Below are 15,304 nucleotides of genomic sequence, written 5' to 3'. Positions count from 1 at the left end.
CTCAAGCGGCTTTGAAAGCCAGATACTGATCGATATGTGGAATGCGGTCAGCCCCCCAAAAAACCTGTTCGCCATATTTGAACCATGGCATACCAAAAGCACCGCAATCGATCGCGGCCTGTGTGGAGGCAATCATGGCCGCCTTAGCATCCTCATCTGTCAAGGCTTCGGCAATTTCACCAAGGTCTACCTTTAGCTTTTTTGCCAGATCCTCAAGATGCTCAGGTTCCGTGATTTCTTCACTCTTGGCCCAGAATTTATCGAAAATGCCCTGGGCAAATGCTTTTCCCAAATCCTTGTCCTGAGCCGACAACCGATAAAATGCTAACCGAGCGAGTTTCGCATCAACAGGAAAAACGGCAGGCTTTGCCATTTCCAGTCCTGCCATTTTCGCAAACCGCGCGGAATCCTGCATCAGATACTGAGCCTTCTGGGAAACAGCCCCCGGACCGACATTTGTTGCACCAATAGATTTCCAAACATGACCAAGTGATACAGGCCGCCAAATGACTTCCTTGCCGTGTTTCTTTCCAACCTCTTCAATCTGTTTCGCCGCGATATAGGCGTATGGTGAAACATACTCAAAGAAAAATTCTATCACGTCACTCATCGTCACACTCTCCCTTTTGTTTCTGCGGATTTGTTACCACCCGCCTGTTTCAAGCCATTCACCAACCTGAACGACACGATCTGCACCCCAGAACGGTTCCCCATCCACAACAAAAAAGGGAGCTCCGAAAACCTTCTTTTCTTCAATGATTTCGTTCACCGACATTTTAAACTCATCTTTCAGTGCGGCAGACTGCATTGACAGTTCTAGCGCTTCCACATCGATGCCGCATTCACGGGCGAGCTCAAGAACAACGGCTGTGTCAGAAATATCCAGACCCTGGACGAAATACGCCTGAAAAACCGTTTTTCCAAAAGTTTTAGCCAGCAACGGATCCAACTTGTTCAAGTAGAAAAAGGCTCGAGAGGCCGCAATTGTGTTTTTTGGAAAATCATCGGGCATGGAAAAAGGGATGTCATATTTACGCGCGGTTCTGGCAAAATCCATTCGCGAATATTCCCCTTTTCGGGGATAGAATGTCAGCGGTGCCGTCTTCTCGTTCTTAAAAGCTATTCCCAACATGAAAGCATGCCAGTTCACTGTTCTGGCGTGCTTGGCGGCCACGTCCTCAATCATATGGCTTCCCAGATAAGCATAAGGCGAAGAAAAATCGAAATAGAAGTCAATTGGTGCCAACATGTGCGTTTCCTTAAGCCGCTAGATTTCTTGCAATCACCATTTTCTGGATATCAGATGTTCCTTCGTAAATTTGGCATACCCGGACATCACGATAAATTTTTTCAACTGGATAGTCCGCCACGAAACCATTACCGCCCAGCGTTTGAATAGCCGCTGAACACACCTCTTCCGCCATTTCCGAAGCAAATAATTTAGCCATGCTCGCTTCTGTCAGGCAAGGCAGCCCCGCGTCTTTCAGTGTAGCCGCATGCAACACCATCTGGCGGGCAACTTCAACTTTGGTTGCCATGTCAGCAAGACGAAAACCAACAGCCTGGTGTTGAATAATGGGTTGATCAAAAGAAATTCTTTCTTTTGCATAGGCTATGGCATGGGCCAATGCAGCAGACGCCATTCCGACACTTTGCGCACCAATACCGATACGTCCTGTTTCCAAATTGGCAAGGGCGATTTTATATCCGGCCCCTTCAGATCCCAACATATTCGCAGAAGGAACCCGGACATCCTCAAATGCAATCTGGCAAGTATCGGACGCTTTCTGGCCCAACTTGTTTTCTATGGACGCAATACGATACCCTTCAGCATCCGTCGGAACGATAAAGCAACTGATCCCTTTTTTTCCAGCCTCCGGATCTGTAACAGCAAAGACCAACGCCACGCCGCCTATTTTTCCAGACGTGATGAACTGCTTCGTGCCGTTAATGATATAATCTTCACCATCTTTTACAGCTCGGGTTTTCAAGGCAGACGCATCAGAACCAGCCTGTGGTTCAGTCAGACAAAAAGCACCGATCATTTCCCCTTTTGCAAGTGGAACCAGATATTTCTGTTTCTGCGCCTCGGAACCATCTTTTAACAAAGCCGCACAACAAGGCGAATTATTGACGCTCATGACCGTGGAAATGGCACCGTCTCCTCCGGCAATTTCCATTAAAGCCAGCGCATAGGAAACAAAATCCGTTTCTGCCCCGCCATAATTTTCCGGAACTGTCATTCCCATCAGGCCGAGCGCGCCCATTTCATCAAAAATTTCTTTGGGAACAGCGGCTTGCTGCTCCCAAACAGTTGTATTGGGAGCCAGACGATTGGCGGCGAAATCACGCGCCATGTCGCGGATCATTGTTTGTTCTTCGCTCAGGATCATTTTTTCAACTCCTATCGTCCAACTCGTTTACCTTAGGCTACCAGTTCAAGGGCCATAGCAGTCGCTTCACCGCCACCGATGCACAAGGCCGCAACACCGCGCTTTTTACCATATTTCTGCAAAGCGGATAAAAGCGTTACGACAATCCGCGCACCAGAGGCGCCCACAGGATGCCCCAGCGCACAGGCACCACCATGAACGTTTACCTTGTCATGATCCAAACCCAGATCTTTCATGGCAGCCATGGTAACGACAGCAAAGGCTTCGTTGATTTCAAAAAGATCAACATCGTCTTTTGTCCATTCGACCTTGTCCAGGACCTTACGGATGGCATCGATTGGCGCCAATGTAAATTCGGAAGGTTTACGGGCATGTGTTGAATGTGCAAGGAATTTGGCAATTGGCTTAAGACCGCGTTTTTCAGCTTCCGACTGACGCATCATCACCAAGGCCGCACCACCATCCGAAATAGACGACGAATTTGCCGCTGTCACGGTTCCATCTTTAGCGAATGCAGGACGTAATGTCGGGATTTTTTCAGGGTTGCCTTTTAAAGGCTGCTCGTCCTTGTCGACAACAACATCCCCTTTCCGGGTTTTCACAGTGACAGGTGCAATTTCATCGTCAAAGCTACCGTCTTCAGTGGCTTTCTTGGCACGCGCCAATGATTCAATGGCATAGGCATCCTGTGCTTCGCGTGTAAACTGATACAGGCCTGCGGTTTCTTCCGCAAAGCTGCCCATCAAACGGCCTTCTTCGTAGGCATCTTCCAGACCATCAAGGAACATATGATCTTTAACTTCTGCATGTCCTAACCGGGCGCCACCGCGCATTTTTGGCAAAACATATGGAGCATTTGTCATGCTTTCAAAGCCACCGGCCACCATAACATTTGAAGAACCTGCGATGAGGGCGTCATGGGCATACATTGCAGCCCGCATACCGGAGCCACACATTTTGTTTACAGTTGTACAGCCGACACTGTCGGGAATACCGGCACCAAACGAAGCCTGACGCGCAGGCGCCTGTCCCAGGCCAGCTGGCAAAACACAACCCATAACAACTTCATCAATGTCATCGCCCTTCAGGCCAGCGCGTTTCATCGCTTCCTCAATAGCAATAGCACCCAATTTCGGAGCTTTTACGTCACTCAGATCGCCCTGAAAACCGCCCATTGGTGTACGGGCCATACCAACGATGACAATAGGATCGTCGCTCATTTTTTATTCTCCATTACTTTTTATTTATTTCTCTAACTTCGCTGATCGGAAGTCGGGCATGCACTCCAACTCATCATACCCAACAAGACTTCTTCAGCCTTTTTTACGCTGTTTCGTTAAACAATTCACGGCCAATTAGCATTCTTCTTATTTCACTGGTGCCCGCGCCAATTTCATACAATTTAGCATCCCTCAGCAAGCGTCCGGTTGGATATTCATTAATATAGCCGTTACCGCCCAGTGCCTGAATAGCTTCCAGGGCCATCCATGTTGCCTTCTCAGCGGCGTAAAGGATAACACCCGCGGCATCTTTACGGGCCGTCTCACCCCTGTCACAGGCTTGCGCGACTGTATAAACATACGCCTTACAGGCGTTCATTGTAGAATACATATCAGCGACCTTACCCTGCATCAGCTGGAATGTACCGATGGATTCGCCGAACTGTTTGCGATCATGAATGTATGGAATTACGGAATCCATGCAGGACGCCATGATACCTAAAGGGCCACCAGACAGGACAACCCGTTCATAATCAAGGCCACTCATCAATACCCGAACCCCTTCATTAAGAGGTCCCATGATATTTTCTTCCGGCACTTCACAATCTTCAAAAACCAGTTCGCAGGTATTTGATCCGCGCATGCCAAGCTTGTCGAGTTTCTGCGCTGTGGAAAAACCCTTGAACCCTTTTTCAATAATAAACGCTGTAATACCGCGCGGTCCCGCGTCTGGATCGGTCTTTGCGTAGACAACGAGAACATCCGCATCGGGACCGTTTGTAATCCAGAACTTGTTTCCGTTCAGGATATATCGGTCCCCTTTTTTCTCAGCGCGCAGTCGCATGGAAACAACATCTGATCCCGCGCCGGGCTCACTCATGGCCAAGGCGCCTACATGTTCACCAGAAACAAGCTTGGGCAGGTATTTTTGCTTTTGCTCAGCAGAGCCGTTGCGCCGGATCTGATTGACGCAAAGGTTGGAATGCGCCCCGTAAGACAAACCTACAGACGCGGATGCCCTGCTGATTTCCTCCACGGCGATGCAATGCTCCAGATATCCGAGCCCCGACCCACCATACTCTTCTTCAACAGTTAGTCCAAGCAACCCAAGTTCGCCCATCTTACGCCAGGCGTCCATGGGAAATTCGTTTGTTGCATCAATTTCTGCGGCCCGCGGCGCCAATTCGTTATCTGCAAAGCTTCTAACCGTGTCCCGCAACATATCTGCGGTTTCGCCCAAGCCAAAATTCAGGGTTGGAAAATCAATGGATGACATTTGACGTCCTTTTCTTGATCAATATTCTCAGGTTGCTATCAAAGTAACCAAGGCAGTTGCACAATGTTTCTGCTCCCCGTTACCGATCGAATAGATGTTGGATTCTGCTATTTTTAAGCTACGTCCAGATTTAATAATTTTACTCTTTGCAACAATCGCCTCACCCGAAGCAGGGGTAAGGAAATTAAGTTTATACTCCGCCGTCAGGCAATTTTCGCCGTCTGACATAAGTGTTGTGGCGGCAACACCAGCCGCCGTGTCCGCTAACGTGCCGATTATCCCTCCGTGGAAATACCCGTTATGTTGCGACCAGCGCTCATGATAGCCAAGGGTCAACTCACAAGATCCCTCAGTCAGGGCTGTAATCTCAACACCAAGATGGTGCATAAGTTTCTGGCTTTCAAATATTGGTAAAATTCGTGCCAGCAAACTTGGGTCCAGGGCTGCCATCAGGAAACCTCATCTTTGCGACCAAGATTAACCGCATCTGATTTACCCTGAAGACACATCATCGTAAAAATACCGGACAGACAATGGGTTTTAATCTCACCTGAGAAAGCAAAAACTTCAGCCTTTACATGATAAATTTTTTCACCGGCTCGAATAACCTCAGCTGATGCTAAAATATGGTCCCCTTTAGACGGGTTCAGGAAACTGACTTTAAAGTCTACGGTCAAGACCGTACTTTCTTTCGGAAACAGGGTATACGCGGCATATCCGGCGGCTGAATCTGCGATAGAGGAAACCATACCACCATGAAAAAAGCCATGCTGTTGGGTTAAATCATGACGCCAGTCGACCAAAATATCGCATCGCCCTGGCGCGACCTGCCCCATTCGCGCGCCCATCAACGCCATAAAAGGCTGGCGCGAAAAACTATCGCGGACAACCTGTTCGTATGAAGGGTTTTGAGGCGTGAAATTTTGCATGACAGAACCTATATCAAATTAATCAATATAGATAAAATCGTTTACTTCAATCATTGCTATTGATAATGTCTATAGATGGATATTTATCAGTTGCGATACTTTTTGGCAGTTGTTGAAACGCGGAATTTTTCCCGGGCGGCAGAACGTGTTTTCGTAAGCCAGCCAACCCTATCATCCGGCATCAAAAAACTAGAACAGGATTTAGGGGTTATCTTGCTCAACCGTGGATCCCGTAACATTACGCTTACCGAGGCAGGTTCTCGTTTTTTGCCGCGCGCGCGAACAATCATTTATGAATGCAACACCGCCAAACAGGAGGCGCGGGGTAAACAACCCTCCCAACGCCTGCAGATCGGCATCCCGCGAGCCTTTCCGATCACCAAACTTTCCATGCTGCTTGCCGATTTCGGAAAAACCCATACGGAAATGCAGATAGCGCTGAAAGAAGGAACCCCGGAGCAACTGGATAACTGGTTAAACGAAGAGCGCATTGATATGGCAATCAATGTGCCGCCTACCCACAATTCCGATCATCAGTTTGAACGTCTTTTTACGACAAAATGTGTTCTTGCTGTTCCCGCGGACCATCCGTTCACGGTTCGCTCTTCCGTACAGCTTCGCCAGTTGACCGGTCTCGACTTCATCCATCGCAGTCACTGTTTATCAGAGGTGGAGATCACTCGTTTCTTTGCCCGGGAGAATATCAACCCCAACATTATCTTTAGAACTGATGAAGATGATAAGGCCTTGTCATTGGTACAGTCCGGTGTCGGATTATGTGTCATTCCTGACATGCTTGGCTATCCGGGGATTGAGCAGGTTCCCATTGATCAACTGAATATCGCGAAAACTCTTGGGCTAAGCTGGCGACACGGCAAGAAAAACGACATCATGGAAGTCTTCCGCCTATTCGCCAGCAGTCACAACTGGAAAGATCAACGCACAATGATCAATAATCTAGAGTGGGCCAGATAGCTTTTTTAAAGCAGGACCAGCGATGCAATCCCTAAAAAAGACACAAAACCAATAATGTCCGTAATTGTCGTTACGAAAACGCTCGATGCAACGGCTGGGTCAATATTGTACCGTTCCAACGTGATGGGCACGACCATTCCGGCCACACCGGCGACCAGCATATTGACAACCATCGCCAAGCCAATAATCCACCCAATGGAAAAATCGCTGAACCACAGCCAGGCGACAAAACCGATCAATATGGCGAAAATACTCCCATTCAGAAAGCCGACAAATGTCTCTTTACCGATGATCCGGAACATATTGTTGGCGGTAAGTTCGCGCGTGGCCAACGCCCGCACAGCAACAGTTAGTGTTTGTGTTCCTGCATTCCCGCCCATACTGGCAACAATCGGCATAAGGACAGCAAGGGCGATTACTTTTTCCATGGCCTGATCAAACATACCGATCGCTATGGACGCCAAAATGGCTGTAAACAGATTAACCAGCAACCAAGTGAACCGGGTCTTTGTTGTGCCCCAAATTGAACCGAACAGATTATCTTCTGCCACACCACCCAGACGCAGGATGTCTTCTTCCGCTTCTTCATTGATAACATCAACAATGTCATCAATTGTAATCATACCGATCAAGGCCCCGTTTTCATTAACAACAGCAGCAGAGGTCAAACGATATTGCTGGAAAAGATATGCGACTTCTTCCTGATCCATATCAACAGGGATCAGTTTCTGCTCCCGGTGCATTATGTCTTTCACCGGCACCGATCGCTGATTTCGCATGGCTTTATCAAGAGGCACCGTACCAATCGGATGATGCCGCGGATCGACCACGAAAATTTCGTAAAATTCGCTGGGAAGATCTTCCGTGTCTCGCAAAAAATCGATTGTCTGACCAATATTCCAGTATTCTGGAACAGCGATCAGGTCTTTTTGCATCAATCGGCCAGCGGTATCTTCTGTATAAGAAAGGCCTTGCTCGATGATAATCCGGTCTTCCGCCGGCAATTCATTCAGAACATCCTGCTGATCGCTGGCTTCCAGATCTTCCAGAACGTGAACCGCATCATCCAGCTCCAATTCGGTAACCAGTTCCGCGATCTCGGACGCTTCCATGTCGTCCACAAGTTCGTCACGGACAGTCTCATCAAGGTCCGAATAAACTTCAGCTTCAACAAGGTCGTCTGCAAATTCCAACAGCAGAGCACGGTGCTTTGGTTTTAGCTGTTCGATGAGGTCAGCAATATCGGCAGAATGCAGTTCAGCAACGTTTTGCCGAACATGTTCGACGAGGCCCAGCTCAATAGACTCCCGTATCTCATGAACTTTTTCTTCGCTCATGCCATACTGAATATCCTCGCTATCCCGTTCAGCCGAGAGGGTCTCTTCCTCCGGGCTGTGGAGCGGAGCTTCGCTCATTAGTACTCACCCTCATAATTCTTTCTACGCGCAACCGGGCCCCTCATCATATGCCCGGACTTATGATCCTGCGCATCTACGGCTGCAATTGCGGTGATATTCACCAAGCCACGCACGGTGACAGAAGGCACGGTGATATGGACTGACTTTGACATGCCAATCAGGATCGGGCCTACAGCAATTCCATTTCCAAGGCTCTTAGCGATATTGTAACTTATGTTTGCGGAATCAAGGTCAGGCATAATCAATAGATTAGCGGGCCCCTCCATTCTGGAATTTGGAAATGTCACCTTGCGGATCTCCGGCACGAGAGCGGAATCCGCTTTCATCTCCCCTTCAATTTCCAGGTCTGGATCAATTTGCTTGATCAATTTCATTGCTTCCTGAGCACGGGTTGCGGATGGCATTTCCGCCGAGCCAAAATTGGAATAAGAAACCAACGCCGCTTTTGGCTCAATACCGAACCGGCGCACTTCATCCGCTGCCAGGATCGTCATTTCCGCAAGTTCTTCGGAATTATGCTGTTCACGCACTTGGGTATCCGAGAAAAATAACGGGCGGCCTTCGGTAATAAGCAGATGCAGCGCCGACGCATGCCGCACCCCATCCCGCAGTGGGATAATTCCGTTTACCCGCTTGAAATGTTTTGAATATTTTCCATAAGTACCGCATACCAACGCATCCGCATGTCCCAAATGCACCATCATCGCACCGATGATTGTCGTATTGGTACGGATATGCGCGCGCGCTGTATCCGGGTCAACACCTGCCCGCTCCCTCAGGCTATGATATCCCGTCCAATATTCACGGTATCTTGGATCATCCTCGGGGTCGACCAATTGAAAATCCCGATCAAGCTTCAATCGCAAGCCAAGCTTTTCAATCCGATACTCGATCACCTTACGGCGCCCGACAAGGATCGGAAGTGCAATCTTCTCATCAACAACGGTCTGCACTGCGGATAGGACGCGTTCATCCTCGCCTTCTGCATAGGCAACCCGCATCTGCTCTTTTCGTGCCTTATCAAACAACGGCTTCATAACGAAACGTGTCCGATACACAAAATCCGAAAGTCGTTCATGATATTGATCAAGATTTTCTTCAGGACGACTGGCCACGCCGCTATCCATTGCCGCTTTGGCGACGGCAAACGCAACTTCGACATAAAGTCTTGGGTCGAAGGGTGTCGGAATAAGATAATCAGGACCGAAACTTAATTGAGTGCCCCCGTAAGCTTTCGCGACAATGTCAGACTGCTCCGCCATTGCAAGGTCAGCAATCGCTTTCACAGCAGCGACCTTCATTTCTTCATTAATTTCCGTCGCACCGACATCCAGCGCCCCACGGAACAAATACGGAAAACACAGAACGTTATTCACTTGATTGGGATAATCAGAACGCCCCGTTGCGATAATCGCATCCGGGCGAACTTCCCTGACTTCCTCAGGCAGGATTTCTGGCGTCGGGTTCGCAAGCGCCATAATGATGGGCCGCTCCGCCATCGTCGCAACCATTTCTTTCGTCAGTGCCCCGGGTCCGGAACAGCCTAAAAAGATATCCGCCCCTTCAACAGCCTCTGCCAACACCCTTTTATTGGTTTTTACGGCAAACGCAGATTTATAAGGATCCATTTCGATTTCACGGCCTTCATATACAACACCGTGAATATCGCTGACGATAATATTTTCTTTTGGTAGCCCTAAACTGACCAGCTGATTTAGGCAGGCCAGTGCAGCCGCTCCCGCGCCGCAGGCCGCAAGTTTTACATCTTCGATATTTTTTCCAACAACCCGTAAAGCGTTATACACGGCCGCAGCAACACAGATGGCTGTTCCGTGCTGATCATCGTGAAAAACCGGGATATTCATCCGCTCTTTACACAGTTTTTCAACAATGAAGCATTCTGGTGCCTTGATATCTTCCAGATTGATACCGCCAAAGGTCGGCTCCATCGCTGCAATAATATCAACCAGCTTCTCTGGATCCATTTCATCCAGTTCAATATCGAATACATCGATGCCGGCAAATTTTTTGAATAAGACGGCCTTCCCTTCCATCACTGGCTTGGACGCAAGAGGACCAATCGCCCCAAGACCCAAAACGGCGGTTCCGTTTGTCACCACACCAACCAGATTTCCCCGCGCCGTTAGGCTTGCGGCCTCATTGGGGTCATCTTTGATCGCATTGCAGGGATGCGCAACACCAGGAGAGTATGCCAGCGCCAAATCAGATTGGGTTTCCATTGGCTTCGTTGGAGAAATTTTTAATTTCCCTGCTTTTGGATACCGATGATAATCAAGTGCTTTTTTAGTAAGATCTGATGCCATGACAAATTCCGTAGCTCCCGTGGGATGTTACCCTAGGGTTTACCGAATGCAGCGCCAATAAGCCAATAAAAAACACGCTAAACAGTTCACTTACTTGGTACAGTTTAGAAAAATAATAAAATCCTAAACTTTAGAGGTTACAGTTTAGGAAAATTGTTTAGAATAGGATCACGTAATAACCATAAAAAATAGTATTAATTACCATGACTTCATTTGGCCCCTTTACCCACTATACAGGCGAGGTCCAGGCAAATGACCCCCTGCGGGAGGCATTACCGGATCCAACCCAGTATTTTGTCAAAAACCTAACCTATAGGGCTCTGCCAACTGACGAAACGCAGGACACGGATTTTCTCCTGAAACCGCATCAAATTCTTTGGAACTACTGGATCGAGAAAAAAGGGGATCACCAGATCGCCCGGTATAAACATATTGACCCAATAGACTTTAACAAGGCCATTGGCTATGTCCTGTTACTAGAGCCGAATGAAACCAACACAGACTTCCGGTACAGAGTTTATGGCTCCTCCGTTGTTGATCAGTTTGGTCAGGAAATGACTGGCAAATGGCTTTCGGATTTCGGCGATTACCCGGGTAAGCTATCGCTCGCACAATACCCGCAAGCCGTCCGCTTGCGGTGCCCTTTATATTCCGAACATAATGCCGCGCATGAAGGCAATCAAATGTCTCGCTGGTGCCGTCTTATTCTGCCAATGGAAAATATGGAAGGCCATATTAATCGCATACTGGTTGGTACAGTTCCCGTTCCAAACAGACGCTAATACGGCAATCCTACATAATTCTCCGCAAGCACTTTTCGAGCAACTTCCGAGCTGAACAGATACTCAAGCTCTGCCTTCTGAATACGCCTATCAAAATCAGAATTTTCTGGAAACCTATGAAGCAAGGTTGTCATCCACCATGAAAACCGCATTGCTTTCCAAATTCTCTTCAACGCTGTTTGTGAATATTCCCTGAGTTTGGTTTCGCTGTGTTCCGTATAATATTGAATGAAAGCCGTAGAAAGATAATGAATATCGGACGCAGCCAGGTTCAGCCCTTTCGCCCCTGTTGGTGGCACGATATGCCCGGCATCGCCGGCCAGAAACAATCGCCCGTAACAGAGCGGTTCGGATACGAAGGAGCGCAGCGGTGCGATACTTTTCTCAATAGACGGACCTGTTATCAATTGCGCGGCCGTCTCAGTTGGGAGGCGGGATTTCAACTCCTCCCAAAATTGGTCATCAGACCAGTTTTCAACGTCTTCGTTGATATCGCACTGAACGTAATAACGGCTCAGCGATTTACTTCTCATTGAACAAAGGGCAAAGCCTCGTTCACTATGGTTGTAGATGAGCTCGTCAGATACAGGCGGGGTTTCAGACAACACACCAAGCCAGCCAAATGGATATACCTTCTCATATTCTTGACGAACCGCTTCAGGGATCGATTGACGGCTTACCCCATGAAAGCCGTCGCAGCCAGCGATAAAATCACACTCCAGCCGATGGGAAACACCTTCCTTCTCATAGGTGACGTAAGGCGTTCCAGACGTCAGGTTATGAGGTATCACATTCTGCGCATTATCCACAACGATGCCGCCCATTTCGTCACGGGCATTATATAAATCCAAAGTTACTTCCGTTTGGCCATACACCATAACGGACTTGCCCCCCGTCAGACCGGACAGGTCGATCCGCATTCGTTGCCCTTCATGCGCGATATCAAAACCGCCATGAAGATGACCCTCCTGGTCCATACGATCGCCGACGCCCGCCGAGCGCAGCATATCTGCAAGCCCCTGCTCCAGGACCCCCGCTCTAATTCGGCCCAGAACATAGTCCCGGCTCTGTCGCTCCAGGACAACCGACTGAATACCTTTCAAATGTAAAATTTGAGACAGCAGCAGGCCGGAGGGCCCTCCGCCGATAATCGCGACCTGTGTTTTCATAAGAACCATCCATCCAGTATAACCACCCGCAATATGCCAAAACAGAACGGTTTCCAGAATGGATAAAACAGCTTATAAATTGTATTATTCGAACATTTAGGAAAAACGATGATCCCGAACTACACTCTTTATGGTGACGAAAAGAATGTAACCTTTCCTGACATTCTTCATTGCGAGTCAATTGCCGCCCGCTCCGGCCGCCATAACTGGAAAATTGCACCGCACAGACATCATATACTGCATCAGTTTTTCTACATATCCAAAGGTGGCGGCACGTTCTTAATCGATGGAAAGAGACGAAAAATTGGCTCTGACAGTTTTTTATCAGTCCCCCCGTTCAGTGTTCATGGTTTTGAATTCATCAAACATACTGAGGGATATGTTATCACCGTACCCTTGGTTGTATTAGCGGAAGTCTTGCGTCGCTCCCCCGATATTCAGGCAGGCCTAACAGAAGCACTTTCTCTTCCTGAATCAAAAAGGCTAAAAGTATATTTCGAACATATTTCCGATGAACATGGTGACACCCTGCTTGGCCGGAGCCAACGACTGGCAAATCTCGTCGGTTTGCTTTGCATTGAAACTGGCCGGATTCAAGCCTCCCAGCAAATCAGCTCGCCGCAAAAAGTAACCAAACAACAGAAAATTGTTCAGTCATTCCTCCGCCAGCTTGAGCAAAATTTTCGCACCGTTCACTCTGTTGCAACCTACGCGGATTTTCTGTTTCTCACGCCCCAACACCTAACCAGATCCTGTAAAAGCATCACGGGTAAAACCGCGTCAGATTTGATCACTGACCGGCTTATGCTGGAGGCTAAAAGATCCCTGGTTTACACGAAACTTCCCGTGTCTGAACTCGCCTACACGCTCGGGTTCGAAGATCCCGGCCATTTCACAAAATTTTTTCAGCGGCATACCAGCTTATCGCCCAGCAAGTTTCGCAAAAAATCCGAACAGAACGACCGTTAGAGATTACCAAAAAATCTGGGTAACCACAGGGAAATAGCCGGGAACGCAACTAATAGAGAGACGCGGATAATTTCCGCCATAAAAAACGGAGCCACCCCTTTGAAAGTTTCCTTCATCGGCGTTTCTTTATCCATGGAGGAGATAATAAACACATTCATCCCCACGGGCGGCGTAATGAGACCAAGCTCCACGACAATAAGGGCCAGAATACCGAACCAGATTTTCAATTCTTCGGGGCCGAGTCCAAAATCCAGTTCTGAAATAACGGGCCAGAAAAAGGGAATTGCCAGCAGGATCATACTCAGGCTGTCCATCAAACACCCTAGAATGATCAAAGCGATCAATAACAGAACCAGAATACTATAAGGCGGCAAACCAGAATTTGCCATCAACTCAGCGGCCGCCTGCGGAACTCCACCACGCGCCATAAAGATCTTGAGTAACTCGGCACCAAGAAGGATCAGGTAAATCATGCCTGTTGTTTTGGCCGTCTCCAACAAAGCATAGCGGAAACCGCCAAAAGATAATTTCCGTCGCAACAGGCCATAAAGCGCAACCAGAAACACCCCTACAGCAGCGGCCGGTGTCGGATTGAAAAACCCAAAATAGATACCGCCAATAACCAGCCCAAATATTATAAGAACAGGCACCATGGCCATCGTCGCCGATAAAAGCTCTTCGCGGCTAACGGCACTTCCCCTCGGGCCGGCATCAGGCCGCAACCTGACATAAAGGGCGATTGTCAGTAAAAACAGGATAACCGCGAGGATGCCGGGCAGAAAGGCGGCCATAAACATCGTCACAATGTTCGCCTCGACAATCACAGCATAGATGACCAGCACGATAGACGGCGGAATAAGAATGCCCAAGACACCGCCCGCAGCCAGTGTTCCTGTTGCAAGTGAGCCCGCATATTTATAACGCTTGAGTTCCGGAAGAGCGACCTGCCCCATGGTTGAGGCCGTGGCAAGCGACGAGCCGCATACAGACCCAAATCCTGCGCAGGCGGCAATTGCCGCCATGGCAACCCCTCCGCGCAGGTGACCGAGCCAGGCATTCGCAGCGCGGAATAAATCTGATGATAACCCCACACGGGTTGCGATATTTCCCATCAAGACAAACATCGGCACGACGGACAGATCATAGATGGAGAATTGTGCCCACGCCAAGTCCTTCAGCTGCGCCAGCAAAATATCAAATCCATTCAGAAACCCAACACCGACAGCGCCAACTACGATCATCGAATAGGCGATTGGCAACCGAATAACGATCAGGGTAATCAGCGCGGCCAATCCGACAAGGCCAACAATAAGATTTTCTTCCAACGGAATGCTCTTCCTAGGCCCGTTTGCGGGACCCGAAAATATCCAGCAGACTGACAAAAGCTGCTGCAACAAGTAAAACCAACGAAAAAAGGCAGGGAACAAACGCCATCCAGATCGGGATGCTGAGGATACCCGTTATTTCCTCATATTCACGATATCCCAGCAAGCCTTCCCACATCCGCCACATCAACAACAGGCTAAAACCAAAGGCAACCAAACTGGCAAATACGCCCATCAACATGATTTTCGATTTAGACGCCGTCGCCGTAAACAGGTCTGCAGAAACATTTGCTCCTGTCATCTGGCAATAGGGCAGGAAGCAGAAAGCAGCAATGGCCACGCCAAGTTCGGTCAATTCGAAATCACCGGGAAAAGGTTTTGTAAACAGCATGTCAGCCGAAATTGAATAGGCGTTGACCATCACAACGGCCATAAGAACAAGGCCGCCAAATAATGCCCACAGCTCAGAAAGTCGATGGACAAGGGCATGAGCCCTTGTCCAAAAGTTGTAATAGGCAGACATA

Annotated in this window: 15 protein-coding genes; 3 read left to right on the top strand and 12 right to left on the bottom strand. The window is 48.6% G+C overall.

Annotated elements, in window-relative coordinates:
• Position 1 precedes the first annotated feature (1 nt).
• The 7 genes from OIR97_RS06465 to OIR97_RS06435 all read right to left on the bottom strand — a co-directional run bounded on the left by OIR97_RS06465 (position 2) and on the right by OIR97_RS06435 (position 5,818).
• The gene (locus tag OIR97_RS06465; RefSeq protein WP_169544763.1) at positions 2-610 is read right to left on the bottom strand and encodes a 2-hydroxychromene-2-carboxylate isomerase; all 609 of its coding nucleotides are present in this window, start codon (positions 608-610) and stop codon (positions 2-4) included.
• A 33-nt stretch (positions 611-643) separates the two neighbouring features.
• Positions 644-1,249 (bottom strand): 2-hydroxychromene-2-carboxylate isomerase, encoded by a 606-nt coding sequence (locus OIR97_RS06460; RefSeq protein ID WP_169544762.1) that lies wholly within the window; start codon positions 1,247-1,249, stop codon positions 644-646.
• Positions 1,250-1,259: 10 nt separating this feature from the next.
• Positions 1,260-2,393, bottom strand: coding sequence for an acyl-CoA dehydrogenase family protein (locus tag OIR97_RS06455; RefSeq protein ID WP_169544761.1), 1,134 nt, complete (start codon positions 2,391-2,393; stop codon positions 1,260-1,262).
• A 32-nt stretch (positions 2,394-2,425) separates the two neighbouring features.
• Positions 2,426-3,613 carry an acetyl-CoA C-acetyltransferase gene (locus tag OIR97_RS06450; protein WP_169544760.1) on the bottom strand — a complete coding sequence of 396 codons (1,188 nt, stop codon included), beginning with the start codon at positions 3,611-3,613 and terminating at the stop codon, positions 2,426-2,428.
• A gap of 103 nt (positions 3,614-3,716) precedes the next feature.
• A complete protein-coding gene (locus OIR97_RS06445; protein ID WP_169544759.1) occupies positions 3,717-4,889 on the bottom strand; it encodes an isovaleryl-CoA dehydrogenase in 1,173 nt (390 codons plus the stop codon).
• Positions 4,890-4,916: 27 nt separating this feature from the next.
• Positions 4,917-5,339, bottom strand: coding sequence for a PaaI family thioesterase (locus OIR97_RS06440; protein WP_169544758.1), 423 nt, complete (start codon positions 5,337-5,339; stop codon positions 4,917-4,919).
• Positions 5,339-5,818 carry a PaaI family thioesterase gene (locus OIR97_RS06435; RefSeq protein ID WP_169544757.1) on the bottom strand — a complete coding sequence of 160 codons (480 nt, stop codon included), beginning with the start codon at positions 5,816-5,818 and terminating at the stop codon, positions 5,339-5,341. The genes OIR97_RS06440 and OIR97_RS06435 overlap by 1 nt, the downstream gene beginning before the upstream one ends.
• A 75-nt stretch (positions 5,819-5,893) precedes the next feature.
• Here OIR97_RS06435 and OIR97_RS06430 point away from each other — a divergent pair, with 75 nt between their 5' ends.
• The gene (locus tag OIR97_RS06430; RefSeq protein ID WP_169544756.1) at positions 5,894-6,793 is read left to right on the top strand and encodes a LysR family transcriptional regulator; all 900 of its coding nucleotides are present in this window, start codon (positions 5,894-5,896) and stop codon (positions 6,791-6,793) included.
• Positions 6,794-6,798: 5 nt separating this feature from the next.
• Here OIR97_RS06430 and mgtE read toward each other — a convergent pair whose 3' ends face one another.
• Positions 6,799-8,208: a magnesium transporter gene (mgtE, locus tag OIR97_RS06425; protein WP_169544755.1), complete on the bottom strand. Its 1,410-nt coding sequence runs from the start codon at positions 8,206-8,208 to the stop codon at positions 6,799-6,801.
• Positions 8,208-10,535 (bottom strand): NADP-dependent malic enzyme, encoded by a 2,328-nt coding sequence (locus OIR97_RS06420; RefSeq protein WP_169544754.1) that lies wholly within the window; start codon positions 10,533-10,535, stop codon positions 8,208-8,210. The genes mgtE and OIR97_RS06420 overlap by 1 nt, the downstream gene beginning before the upstream one ends.
• Before the next feature lie 203 nt (positions 10,536-10,738).
• Here OIR97_RS06420 and OIR97_RS06415 point away from each other — a divergent pair, with 203 nt between their 5' ends.
• Positions 10,739-11,317: a PAS domain-containing protein gene (locus OIR97_RS06415; RefSeq protein ID WP_169544753.1), complete on the top strand. Its 579-nt coding sequence runs from the start codon at positions 10,739-10,741 to the stop codon at positions 11,315-11,317.
• On the opposite strand, the gene pobA is transcribed toward OIR97_RS06415, so the two are convergent.
• Positions 11,314-12,486, bottom strand: a complete 1,173-nt coding sequence (gene pobA, locus OIR97_RS06410; RefSeq protein ID WP_169544752.1) for a 4-hydroxybenzoate 3-monooxygenase — start codon at positions 12,484-12,486, stop codon at positions 11,314-11,316. The genes OIR97_RS06415 and pobA overlap by 4 nt on opposite strands.
• Positions 12,487-12,594: 108 nt before the next feature.
• Here pobA and OIR97_RS06405 point away from each other — a divergent pair, with 108 nt between their 5' ends.
• Positions 12,595-13,455, top strand: coding sequence for a helix-turn-helix domain-containing protein (locus OIR97_RS06405; protein WP_169544751.1), 861 nt, complete (start codon positions 12,595-12,597; stop codon positions 13,453-13,455).
• Here the strand turns inward: OIR97_RS06405 and OIR97_RS06400 are convergent.
• Entirely contained in the window at positions 13,452-14,780 is a 1,329-nt protein-coding gene (locus tag OIR97_RS06400; protein WP_169544750.1) for a TRAP transporter large permease, read from the bottom strand. The genes OIR97_RS06405 and OIR97_RS06400 overlap by 4 nt on opposite strands.
• Before the next feature lie 13 nt (positions 14,781-14,793).
• Positions 14,794-15,303: a TRAP transporter small permease gene (locus OIR97_RS06395; RefSeq protein ID WP_169544749.1), complete on the bottom strand. Its 510-nt coding sequence runs from the start codon at positions 15,301-15,303 to the stop codon at positions 14,794-14,796.
• Position 15,304 lies beyond the last annotated feature (1 nt).

The organism is Sneathiella aquimaris, from assembly GCF_026409565.1.
Classification (GTDB): Bacteria; Pseudomonadota; Alphaproteobacteria; order Sneathiellales; family Sneathiellaceae; genus Sneathiella; species Sneathiella aquimaris.
This window is presented reverse-complemented; position numbering and strand designations above follow the sequence as displayed.